The organism is Psychroserpens burtonensis DSM 12212 (assembly GCF_000425305.1).
Classification (GTDB): domain Bacteria; phylum Bacteroidota; class Bacteroidia; order Flavobacteriales; family Flavobacteriaceae; genus Psychroserpens; species Psychroserpens burtonensis.
The window spans coordinates 1-11,917 of record NZ_AUDE01000014.1 but is presented as its reverse complement, the minus strand read 5'-3'; the positions used below and the strand labels follow the sequence as shown (position 1 = coordinate 11,917).

10 protein-coding genes are annotated in these 11,917 nt (G+C 35.5%); 8 read left to right on the top strand and 2 right to left on the bottom strand.

The window, feature by feature from the left end; genetic code table 11:
• Positions 1–347: 347 nt before the first annotated feature.
• The gene (locus H593_RS0106775) at positions 348–692 is read left to right on the top strand and encodes a hypothetical protein (RefSeq protein WP_028871756.1); all 345 of its coding nucleotides are present in this window, start codon (positions 348–350) and stop codon (positions 690–692) included.
• A gap of 32 nt (positions 693–724) precedes the next feature.
• On the opposite strand, the gene H593_RS0106770 is transcribed toward H593_RS0106775, so the two are convergent.
• A complete protein-coding gene (locus H593_RS0106770; RefSeq protein WP_028871755.1) occupies positions 725–2,194 on the bottom strand; it encodes an SLC13 family permease in 1,470 nt (489 codons plus the stop codon).
• Between the two features lie 275 nt (positions 2,195–2,469).
• On the opposite strand from H593_RS0106770, the gene H593_RS0106765 reads away from it, so the two are divergent.
• The 7 genes from H593_RS0106765 (at position 2,470) to H593_RS0106735 (ending at position 11,358) form a co-directional block, all read left to right on the top strand.
• The gene (locus H593_RS0106765) at positions 2,470–3,078 is read left to right on the top strand and encodes a hypothetical protein (RefSeq protein WP_028871754.1); all 609 of its coding nucleotides are present in this window, start codon (positions 2,470–2,472) and stop codon (positions 3,076–3,078) included.
• A 10-nt stretch (positions 3,079–3,088) separates the two neighbouring features.
• Positions 3,089–3,589: a hypothetical protein gene (locus H593_RS0106760; RefSeq protein WP_157588788.1), complete on the top strand. Its 501-nt coding sequence runs from the start codon at positions 3,089–3,091 to the stop codon at positions 3,587–3,589.
• A gap of 10 nt (positions 3,590–3,599) precedes the next feature.
• Entirely contained in the window at positions 3,600–3,839 is a 240-nt protein-coding gene (locus tag H593_RS0106755) for a hypothetical protein (RefSeq protein WP_028871752.1), read from the top strand.
• Between the two features lie 183 nt (positions 3,840–4,022).
• On the top strand, positions 4,023–5,561 hold the full coding sequence (locus tag H593_RS0106750; protein ID WP_028871751.1) for a YifB family Mg chelatase-like AAA ATPase: 1,539 nt from the start codon (positions 4,023–4,025) through the stop codon (positions 5,559–5,561).
• Between the two features lie 133 nt (positions 5,562–5,694).
• A complete protein-coding gene (locus tag H593_RS0106745; protein WP_028871750.1) occupies positions 5,695–6,810 on the top strand; it encodes a DUF2891 domain-containing protein in 1,116 nt (371 codons plus the stop codon).
• A gap of 98 nt (positions 6,811–6,908) precedes the next feature.
• On the top strand, positions 6,909–10,142 hold the full coding sequence (locus tag H593_RS0106740) for a S41 family peptidase (RefSeq protein WP_028871749.1): 3,234 nt from the start codon (positions 6,909–6,911) through the stop codon (positions 10,140–10,142).
• A 4-nt stretch (positions 10,143–10,146) separates the two neighbouring features.
• On the top strand, positions 10,147–11,358 hold the full coding sequence (locus tag H593_RS0106735) for an Nramp family divalent metal transporter (protein WP_028871748.1): 1,212 nt from the start codon (positions 10,147–10,149) through the stop codon (positions 11,356–11,358).
• A gap of 103 nt (positions 11,359–11,461) precedes the next feature.
• On the opposite strand, the gene H593_RS0106730 is transcribed toward H593_RS0106735, so the two are convergent.
• Positions 11,462–11,917, bottom strand: a 456-nt coding sequence (locus H593_RS0106730; RefSeq protein WP_028871747.1) for an IS1595 family transposase, incomplete at its 5' end; no start/stop codon positions are given.

Here is an 11,917-nt window from a genome sequence, read left to right as displayed (position 1 = left end):
ACGCAATCAAGTAATTTTACATACACAACATCATATATGATTTATTACTAGTTTTAGCCCACTTACAAAAACCCTAGAAGACTTTCTATTCGGGTTTTATGTTCTAAATTAGTTGCTTGGCCACGCATCGAACTACCGAAACCAAACGTATGCTAAGCATTGAAGCTAATTACCAAAAAAAAACTCAAAAAGAATAAAAAACGAAAAAAAACATAATTTTAATTCTAACTTTATTAAGTTCTATTGCTTATGGGCAAACATTAAATAAAGAAAAATTAATAGGAATTTGGAAAGTAGAAAAGATAATTGGAGACTTTCCGAAAATACCTGATGAACAGTAGAAAATAATGGACGATTTAAAATCTGCATTTATAAACTCTACATTTGAATTTAAAGAAAATAATAGATTCAATTTAAATATTGATTTTATGAAAGAACTTGATGAAATGATGAAAAACGTTCATTGGAAATGGAATTCAGATAAAACTGAAATAATTATTCAGAAATGGAAAAATAAGGATACTGATAAATATCAATTAATGGGAATTCAAATCTCTGAAAAAGACCGAAAGATGTATTTCGTAATGACGGAATTACCATTTGTGCTTGAAATGAAAAAAAAACTAGCTAGCAATAAAATAGATCTTGTTATTCTTAACAAGGCAGGAATCCACTTAGATTCAAAAAAGTAGAGGTCTGCTTTCTCAGTAATAACGAGCTTGACTTAATTTCTCATTTCCGTAGGAAACCCATCAACCACAATTCCCCAAACTTCTGGAAGCACAAAATAAACAAACAGCGTCACCACAATTATAGAAATCACATTCATTACAATCCCTTTGCTTACCATATCTGGGATTCGTAAATAGCCAGAGCCAAAAACCACAGCGTTAGGAGGTGTTGCCACAGGAAGCATAAATGCGCAAGACGCAGCAACTGCAGCACCAACCATCAAAACAAACGGATGAATGTCTACGGTTATAGCCATAGGCGCTAAAACAGGCAACAACATCGCTGTTGTCGCAAGGTTTGACGTGATTTCGGTTAAAAAATTGACAGTGGCAACCAGTAGCACTATAAGAATTAGGGTGGTGACTCCTGCAAAAAGTGTCATCTGACTACCAATCCATTCTGCTAGTCCGCTAACTTGAAATCCTTGTGCTAAAGCCATTCCGCCTCCAAAAAGGAGAATAATTCCCCAAGGTAATTTAGTAGCCTCTTCCCAATTGATAAGTTGCTCTTTTTTGTTTTTAGCTGGAATTAGAAATAATAGGATGGCAAAAAACACAGCAATTATGGTATCATCTAATGCAGGTAAGATCTCTTTTAATAAAAAGGAGCGCGTAATCCAACAGAATGCTGTAATTGCAAAAACGAGGGCAACTACTTTTTCTTCGTAACTGATAGGTCCAAGAGTTTTAAGGAGGCGTTTGATTTCTTGTTTTCCGCCAGGAAATTCGGTTTGTTTAAATGTAAACGCAAAACGTGTGAGATATTGCCAACAAATAAATAATAGAACTAATGCTATCGGGAATCCAAATATAAACCACTGTGAAAACGTAATCTCATAGCCATAAATATCTGAGACGACACCAGCCAAAACCAAATTTGGTGGCGTGCCAATTAACGTTCCGATACCTCCAATGGAGGCGCTATAAGCGATGGCGAGCATGAGTGCTTTTCCGAAGATATTATTTTCATTTTCAATGGTATTGGGATTATCCTTGAGTTGTTTGATGATCGCGATCCCAATAGGAAGCATCATAACAGAAGTCGCGGTATTTGAAATCCACATTGATAAAAAGGCTGTGGCAATCATAAAACCCAGAATTATTTTTTTAACATCACTCCCAATAACAGTAATGATGTTTAAGGCGATTCGTTTGTGGAGATTCCACTTTTCTATGGCAATGGCAATGATGAATCCGCCCAAATAGAGAAATACATATTTATGACCAAATGAACTCGTGGTTGTTGCTAAATCTAATCCTCCAGATAACGGAAACAATACAATTGGGAGTAAAGCGGTGACTGCAATTGGAACAGCCTCAGTAATCCACCAAACGGCAATCCAAGCAGTTGAAGCTAGTATTGCATTGGCTTGAGTTGATAAACCTTCGGGTTTAAAAAACAACAAAATTAAAATAAAAAGCGCTGGTCCCAAAACAAGACCAATGCGTTTAGTGAGGGTCATACATAAAAATTTAGTAGCACTAAGATATACATTTAAGGAAGTTTGAACTGAGATTACTTCAAAATAAAATTTATGAGATGCGTTATGATTTCAGTTAGATTTTGTAAAACTTTTCGTAAAACTTTTCGTAAATTTAAGTACTACCTAATAGAATTAATAGCGCTATTAAACTTTAAATTAAGTTTTATGAAACAAGCGTGGTAGCAGTTTTGTCATTTAAAAGATGATTAAAAGAGAACAGTATGTGACCGTTCAAGAATAATAAATGTAAACATATGAACACTATTAATGCCATTTACGGGATCGATCTGCATTATGCTAGAACGACCGACCATCCTTATGGAGCCATTGGAGTTCAAAGATCTTTTGAGATTGATGATGGGTTTTTAATCATTCTAAAAGCGGCTCTAAAAGACGTTTTTGATCATTGTCCTTTAGGCAAGCCAAACGTGATTACTACAGCAGGAATTGAGGTTGGGAAACCTGTTCAGCATCGTCAAGGGAAAGCCTTTGACCTCGATGCTATTTTTTGGGATAATCACAGTTTGGTAACCAACAATGTTGTGCATCAAAACCTATTGTATTTAGGTATAGAATCTTTTCTTAGGAAGTATTTTGGAATCGTACTCAATCATTTTTACCCAAATCATGCCGATCATTGGCATTTAGACAGCAGTGTCTCTGTAGATTATAATACAAACGCAAAATCTGAAACACTGTATGTCCAATTAGTGTTACAGTATATCTACGGAAAATCGCTTATCATCGACGGTATTTGGGGAAGACAAACCAGTAGGTTAGTGGAAGAGGTATTCAATAGGCTCAATACAATGACAGATAGTCATAATTTAGAAGCCACAATTGATAAAATACTCACTTCTTAAATTGTGCCCTATGATAAATGTACTCAAAACCAATTTAAAAATAGTCTCTTTTTTTTTACTCCGGAAATATCTTGTAGTCACACTTCTCTCGCTTTTGATGCTAGGTTGTCAAAGTCTAAAAACAGCCGTTTTTGATCAATATTCATATCAGCAAGCAATATCTATAAAAGTGGAGAGTTTAAATTTAATGGATGAAGCAACGCAATCTTATAACACTTATGAAATGGAGGTCGAGGCGTTGCTGCTAGAGCTTCAAAAAATGGTAGAATACGAAAAAAATAAACCTAATAACGAAGTGAGTTATGCAATGTGGAATCTCATTGCCAATAAAGATAAAAATTTACTAGCTGGATTTTTTAGGCGGTGGCAGGAAGATAAGCAGCTTTCTGAAGGGTTTACAAGAGAAGCTAAAGTTCAAGTGGCTGAAGCCTTGGATTTAATAATTCAATATGAAGCTAAGAAAAGTAGAGCTAATGAGTCTAAGATACTTAATTTTTTAGGTAGTAATTAAATTAGAAACCATGGATATAGAAACACTTATAAAATCACTTAAAAAGGAATTACTCAAAGTTTTGGGTGAGAGTTATGCAGATTACAAAACGGAAACTAAAGAAGATATCGAATCTTTTTTAACACGCTCTAAGGTCAAGTTAGAACGATGGACAAACCTCTTGCAAACGGGAGGTTTAACGCCTACAGATTATGAATGCTTTAAATCAAGCTGGAGTTTCAAAATTAAGATTAGGTCATTTGAAAAATAAAATTATTAAAACAATTTTAAATACGGTGATTACAGTGGTTATTTAAGGATGATATATAAAATAGACCTTGGATGCGAATTAGAATTAGTCCTAAACTCGTAGGAGAGGAAACATGGTAGAAAAGAATTTAAAACAAACATAATGCTCATTCAAATTGCCTATATTTAAGCAAACCAACTAATTATGCTCAAAAAAGTTTTTGGAAGTGCTGTTTTTGGCGTTGAGGCAACAACAATTACTGTTGAGGTTAACGTAGATTCAGGAATTGGTTACCATCTCGTGGGTCTTCCAGATAACGCGATAAAAGAGAGTAATTTTCGCATCGCTGCAGCACTTCAAAATAACGGTTATAAAATCCCAGGGAAGAAGATCATTATCAATATGTCGCCAGCCGATTTACGCAAAGAAGGATCCTCATACGATCTCACGTTAGCGATTGGGATCTTAGTTGCTACCAACCAGATTAACGGAGACGATATTGATAAGTATCTCATAATGGGTGAATTATCTCTCGACGGAAATTTGCAGCCTATGAGAGGAGCTCTTCCCATTGCAGTAAAAGCTAGAGAAGAAGGTTTTAAAGGCTTTATCCTCCCAAAACAAAATGCTAAAGAAGCAGCCATTGTGGATGGGTTAGAAGTTTTTGGTGTCGATAATATATCACAAGTTATTAAATTTTTTGATGTTGGAGAACCTTTAGAGCAAACGATCATAAATACAAGAGAAGAATTTTATAAAAATCTAGATTTCCCAGAGTTTGATTTTAGTGACGTTAAAGGTCAAGAAAGTATCAAGCGTTGTATGGAAATAGCAGCTGCAGGAGGTCATAATGTTATATTGATTGGTCCACCAGGAGCAGGAAAAACAATGTTAGCAAAACGATTACCGAGTATTTTGCCGCCAATGACTTTACAAGAAGCTTTAGAGACGACGAAGATACATTCTGTTGTTGGTAGAGTTCAAGAACACACAGGGTTGATGGCTCAGAGGCCATTTAGGAGTCCTCATCATACGATAAGCAACGTCGCCTTAGTTGGAGGTGGAAGTTATCCGCAACCTGGAGAAATCTCCTTGTCTCACAACGGTGTTTTATTCTTGGATGAACTTCCAGAATTTAAACGTGAAGTTTTAGAAGTGATGCGGCAGCCATTAGAAGATCGCGAAGTCACGATTTCTAGAGCAAAGTTCACAGTGACGTATCCATCGTCATTTATGCTGGTGGCAAGTATGAATCCAAGTCCTAGTGGTTATTTTAATGATCCTAATGCACCTGTGACCTCTTCTCCAGCAGAAATGCAACGCTATTTAAGTAAAATCTCTGGACCGTTATTAGATCGTATTGATATCCATATAGAAGTCACTCCTGTGCCTTTTGAGAAATTGGCAGATGAGCGTAAAGGAGAAACCTCAGTAGAAATAAGAAAACGAGTAACAGCGGCACGAGAGATACAGACAGAACGTTTTAAGGAATCTGAGAAAGTACATTATAATGCGCAAATGAATACCAAATTCTTGCGACAACACTGTAAGTTGGACGAGGCATCAATGCAGCTTTTAAAAACGGCAATGGAACGTTTAAATTTATCTGCTAGAGCTTATGATAGAATTTTGAAAGTATCAAGAACGATTGCTGATTTGGAAGGCTTAGAAGTAATTAATGGTTCTCATTTGTCTGAAGCCATACAGTATCGAAGTATGGATCGTGAAGGTTGGTTGGGCTAATCACCAATTTCTGAGAACTCAGAAATCTTACAATTGATAGGCAATTACACGACACATGAAAATAAATAATAAACATAGGTTTTTTTTAAGCCTATAATCTGTCTAAAACTTGAAATATCACAACCATCTAAAAATGAAAAAAAGCGTACTATTTTTAATTTCACTTTGTCTTTTAGCCTGCAATACTTCCGAAGAAAATAAAAAAACAAGTGTTCAACAAAAAATTGAAGTAGAACAAGCTAAAATACCTACAATCAATTTAGAGGAAGCAAACCGATTAGCGCAATTGCCTATTCATTGTATTCAAACTGAGTATCCAAATAAACTGAATCAAACTATCGGTAGTGAAGATGACTTAAAGTCGCCTAAAGACTTACATCCTGCGTTTTATGGATGCTTTGATTGGCATTCTGCGGTTCATGGACATTGGAGTTTAGTGCGTTTATTGAGGCAATATCCAGAGCTTGAAAATGCGGTAGACATTAAAAGAATGTTGCTTGAAAACTTATCACAAGAACATATGAAGGCAGAAGTCGATTATTTCTTCGGAACATATAACGCAACCTACGAGCGCACTTACGGTTGGGCTTGGTTACTGAAATTAACGGAAGAACTCCATAAGTGGAATGATCCTATTTCTAAAGAGTTAGAATCTAACTTACAACCGCTAACAGATTTAATCGTAGAGAAATACATCGCGTTTTTGCCAAAGTTAAATTATCCAATACGAGTGGGAGAGCATCCTAATACCGCTTTCGGACTCTCATTTGCCTATGATTATGCAAAAACTTTAGGGAATGAGCAGTTACAATTATTAATAGAGAAACGCGCAAGAGATTTTTATATGACTGATGCTGGTTGTCCCTTGAGTTGGGAGCCTAGCGGATTTGATTTTCTATCACCTTGTTTTGAAGAAGCTGCATTGATGAAGCGCGTGTTGCCAATAGACGACTTTAAAAAGTGGCTCAGCGATTTCCTTCCGCAGTTAAAAGATAAAAATTTTACTTTAGAAACTGGTAAAGTAAGTGATAGGAGTGATGGGAAGCTCGTACATCTAGATGGTGTGAACTTCTCTAGAGCATGGAGTTTAAATGAAATCGCAAAAGATTTACCAGAATATAAGCATCTTAAAAATATTGCAAATCAGCATATTAATTATTCATTACCTAATATTGTAGGTGATAGTTATGAAGGGGGCCATTGGTTAGGTAGTTTTGCTATTTATGCACTAAACTCTATAGATAACTAATAGTTTTTGATGTTAAAACATTTTAAATGTTAAGGCAAAGTTCATGGTCTTGACTTTTACCATTATTTTTAAAACAAAATTTAAAACCAGCCATTATAATGAAATCAGTATCTAAGCTTTTAGTAATTTTAGTCATCGCTTTTTCACTCAATGTTTTCGCGCAAAATCCGCTCGTCAATATGCCGTCTCTAAGTCCAGATGGTCAAAACATTGCCTTCAATTATCAAGGCGATATTTGGACCTCCACGATGGATGGAAAGAATTTGAAACGCATAACAGTTCACGAGGCTTACGACACTAATCCGATGTGGAGCCATGATGGTGCTTCTATTGCTTTTGAAAGTGATAGATATAGTAATAATGATATTTATGTCGTTTCATCACAAGGAGGATTACCAAAACGAATCACTTTTCATTCAGCGACCGATTTTCTAAGCGATTATACTAAAAATGGTACGATTATATTTCAAACACGACGTGATTTCGCTCAAGTAGAAAGAGAGTTTGAAATACATTCCGTTAATGATATAGGTGGTACGCCTTCAAGGTTCATGACGTCTGTTGGGTTTAATGCTACATTGTCGCCTAACGGAAAATTTATCGCTTTTGTAAAAGGGGCTTGTAGAATTGCTAGAGAATCTTATCAAGGGGCAGCAAACAGAGATGTTTGGTTGTACAACATTGATAAAGATGAGTATACACAGCTCACGACTTACGATGGGAATGATTTTTACCCGCAATGGAGTGATGATTCTACCATTTACTTTCAGTCTTCACGAAGTGGGAAATATAATGTACACAAGCTCAATATTGATGGTTCAGGAAAAAAAACAGGTCAAATAGAGTCGGTCACATTTTTTAAAGACATGGGTATTTTTTCGTTCAGATTAAGTGCAAATGGTAAAGATTTAGTCATGGTGCAAGGCGATAAATTATTTGTTCTAAATACAGCGTCAAGTGCCCCAAAAGAAGTGAAACTGAATATAAGTTCAGATTATAGATTTGATCCTACCGAACATAGAACCTTCACTGATGGTATTGACGGTATTGCGCTATCTCCAAACGGGAACCAATCAGCCTTAGTGATTAGAGGTGAATTGTTTATAAGATCTACTGATAAGGATAATAAAAAAACAGTAAATATTTCTAAATCATCTTATAGAGACAGGATGCCAGTGTGGTTTAACGATAGCACAATCATTTTTGTTTCAGATAGAGATGGTCAAAACGATTTATATCTTTTGAGGTCTGATGACGCTAAAGAGTCTAGCTTATTAAATACATTAAAACACAAGGTACTTCGGTTAACCGAAACAAAAGAAAATGAACAAGACCCAGTGCTGTCTCCTGATGGTCAATCTATAGCGTACAACAGAGGTAGAGGGGGATTGGTTGTCGCTAAAATTGATGAAAATGGAAAGCTTTCAAGCGAAAACGTATTGTTAAATGGTTGGGCTAGTGCAAGTGATGTGTCTTGGTCCCCAGATTCAAATTGGTTAGCCTATAGTTTAAGAGATTTAGACTTTAATAATGAAATATATATTCATAAAGCAGATAATACTCAAGATCCCGTAAATATTTCTATGCACCCCAAGCAAGATGAAGGTCCTATTTGGAGTGGTGATGGTAAAAAATTAATGTTCAGTTCAAATCGAAATAATGGTGATTATGACGTATGGTTTACCTGGTTAAATAAAGAAGATTGGGAAAAAACACCTCAGGATTGGGAAGATGAAAAACACAAGGATGAGAAGAAGGATAAGAAGAATGATACAGAGAAAGACGAAAAGGACAATACCTCTAAAGAGGCTGTAGAAGTTATTGTTATAGACTTTGAAGATATTTATGAAAGGCAAGTACAGGTGACGTCTTCTGTAGGTGGTGAATTTGGTCAGTTTATATCTAAAGATGGTGAAAAGATATATTATACGACAGGTAATGGCAGTAGAGGCGATGCTGAAGTTGATTCTGACTTATATAAAATATCTTGGGATGGAAAAGATAACAAGGCGATAACAACAAATAATTCAAGGCCTTCAAATATTATTGCAGATACAAATGGAATAAAATTTATAATGACAAAGGGTTCTGGAAGTCTGTCAACGCTCAACTTATCAGATGATAAATTAGAATCCTTATCCATTACTGCTAAAATGGATGTTGATTATTTTGAAGAGTCTAATCAAATTTTTGAAGAAGCATGGTCAGCTATTAATGACGGGTTTTATGATCCAAATTTTCATGGTCAAGATTGGGGAGCTTTAAAAAAGACCTATAAGCCACTAGCAATGAAAGCTTCAACAAGAATAGATTTCCAAGACATATTCAATTGGATGTTGGGTCAAGTTAATGCAAGTCATATGGGTTTTAGAGTTGGTGAATATCGGGATGACCTACAACGAGATCTTACGGGTTTGTTAGGTATTGAGGTAGAGTCAACTAGCTCTGGAAGTCTTGAAGTTGTTACTGTCGTAGCGAATATGCCAGCAGATAAAAGAACCAGTAGAATTGAAGTTGGAGACATTATTACTGCTGTTAGCGGCACAGAACTTACAAAAAATCTTAATTTTTATAGTTTATTAGAAGGGACCTCAAATGAAAAAATATATTTGGAAGTCAAACGAGGTAACACTGATCTTGAAGTTGTTATTAGACCAGTTGCAAATAATCGTAATGAAAATTATAGAGCTTGGGTTAAAGAGCGTAAGCGTTTAACAGAAAAATTTTCCGGCGGAAGATTAGGGTATATTCATATTCAAGGCATGAATTGGCAAAGTTTTGAGAATTTTGAAAGAGAATTGACTGCAGCTGGCTTGGGAAAAGAAGGTTTAGTTATCGATGTGAGATTTAATGGAGGTGGATGGACGACAGATTATTTAATGGCGGTTTTAAATGTCCAACAACACGCTTTTACTATTCCTCGAGGAGCCTCTGAAAATTTAGAAAAGGATAAACTAAAATTCGTAAATAATTATCCGTTTAGCGAGCGTTTACCCCTGGCGTCTTGGACAAAGCCATCGGTTGCACTTTGTAATAGCACAAGTTATTCTAATGCTGAAATATTTTCACACGCTTACAAGGCTTTGGGAATAGGAACATTAGTTGGTGAGCCAACATTTGGAGCGGTCATTTCTACAGGAGGAGTAAGGCTTATTGATGGTTCGTTTGTGAGAATGCCTTTTAGAGGGTGGTATGTTAAGGAGAATAAAAAGAATATGGAGTTTGGTCCTGCTGTTCCAGATGTCTTAGTAAATAATAATCCAGATGATAAATCTAAAGGTCATGATACGCAATTGAAAAAAGCAGTTGAGACCTTACTAAAACAATTATAATTTTTTGATTAAAAACGGGTTTAAAAATATAGGTCCAGGTCCTCTTGTTGCTGCAGCTTTTATAGGTCCAGGAACTGTTACGGTGTGTACTATTGCTGGTGTGACTCATGGCTTTACGTTGCTTTGGGCTATGTTATTGTCTATTGTGGCAACCGCTGTATTGCAAGAAATGTCTGCGCGACTAGGGATTGTGTCTCAAAAGGGGTTATCTGAAGTGATTAGAACGGAAATTTCTAATCCGTTTTTTAAAGCCTTGTCTATTATACTGATTCTGTCTGCTATTGTTATTGGCAATGCTGCCTATGAAGCAGGAAACATTAGTGGAGGTGTCTTGGGTTTGGAGAGCTTAGCTGGAAACGCAAGTGGTTCTAGTTCCCTATGGAGTCTTGTAATAGGTTTTGTTGCCTTTGTTTTGTTGTTTATAGGGAATTACAAAGTGTTGGAAAAAGCATTGATCATATTGGTTATTTTGATGAGTTTGGCATTCCTAATTACAGCGATATTGACAAAGCCAGATCTAGTATTAGTATTTAAAGGTTTGTTTACTCCAGATTTCTCTAATAATACTATACTAACAGTGATTGCATTAGTAGGAACTACGGTTGTGCCTTATAATTTATTTTTGCATGCGTCTTTGGTGAAAGAAAAATGGAAAGACACATCAGATTTGAAACACGCGAGAAAAGATACCATTATTGCTGTTGTTTTAGGAGGTATTGTGTCTATGTGTATCATTATTTCGGCAGCTGCAATTAAAGATGGTCAAGTGAGTAATGCCGCAGATTTGGCGAGAGGATTAGAGCCTTTATTTGGTAACTATGCTAAATACTTTCTATCCATTGGTCTATTCGCTGCAGGAATTACAAGCGCTATTACAGCACCTTTGGCCGCAGCATATGTGGCTACAGGTTGCCTAGGCTGGAGTTCAAATATGAAATCTTTAAATTTTAGATTGGTTTGGATGCTTATTTTAGGTTTGGGTGTTTTATTTTCATCAATTGGTTTTAAATCGATTGAGATTATCAAATTTGCTCAGATAGCAAATGGGCTATTATTACCGTTAATTGCTGGATTCTTACTTTGGATAATGAATAAAACATCTATTCTTGGGATTTATAAAAACTCTGCAATTCAAAATATTTTTGGAGTTCTTATCTTCGGAATAGCCCTGTTTTTAGGTGCTAAGAGTATTTTAAAAGTGTTTGGGATGCTGTGAAGAGGTGTGTTGTGAAGTTGTAAAGATGCAAAGTTTTGAGTTTTGAGTTGTAAATTTGTTGCGTTGTGCATGATATAAAAAAGTACTGTATATCCGTAAAACATCATAATCCAGTAATATTAGCAATTACAAGCCTATCAAATATTTTATCACCAAAGTATCTGCGATTCAGTTTGTACAAAAATTCATTTAGATATAATTGCAAATATTTCTTCTTTATTTTATGGTTAGTTCCTACAAAGTTTCGTTTTACATTACTAATGGTAATATGTACCCATTTCAAGGTTTCTGTAGTAGTTGTTTCATCAGATTTTTCACTGATATGCAGCTCCACATAATCAGCAATATTCACATAAGATGTGCTTTTATCAGTAAATACTATGGTTTGTTCTTTATCAATTGCATTTTGAAAGGTTATATCCGTTGCACCCGCTTTATGGTCTTCTAAAACTTTAGCCTTAAAATAACGACATTGTCTTTCTGCTTTCCCTGATTCTATATTTTCAAGAATTGTACTTTCTGCCATAATCATAACATTAGATTTTGTTTTACTGCCACG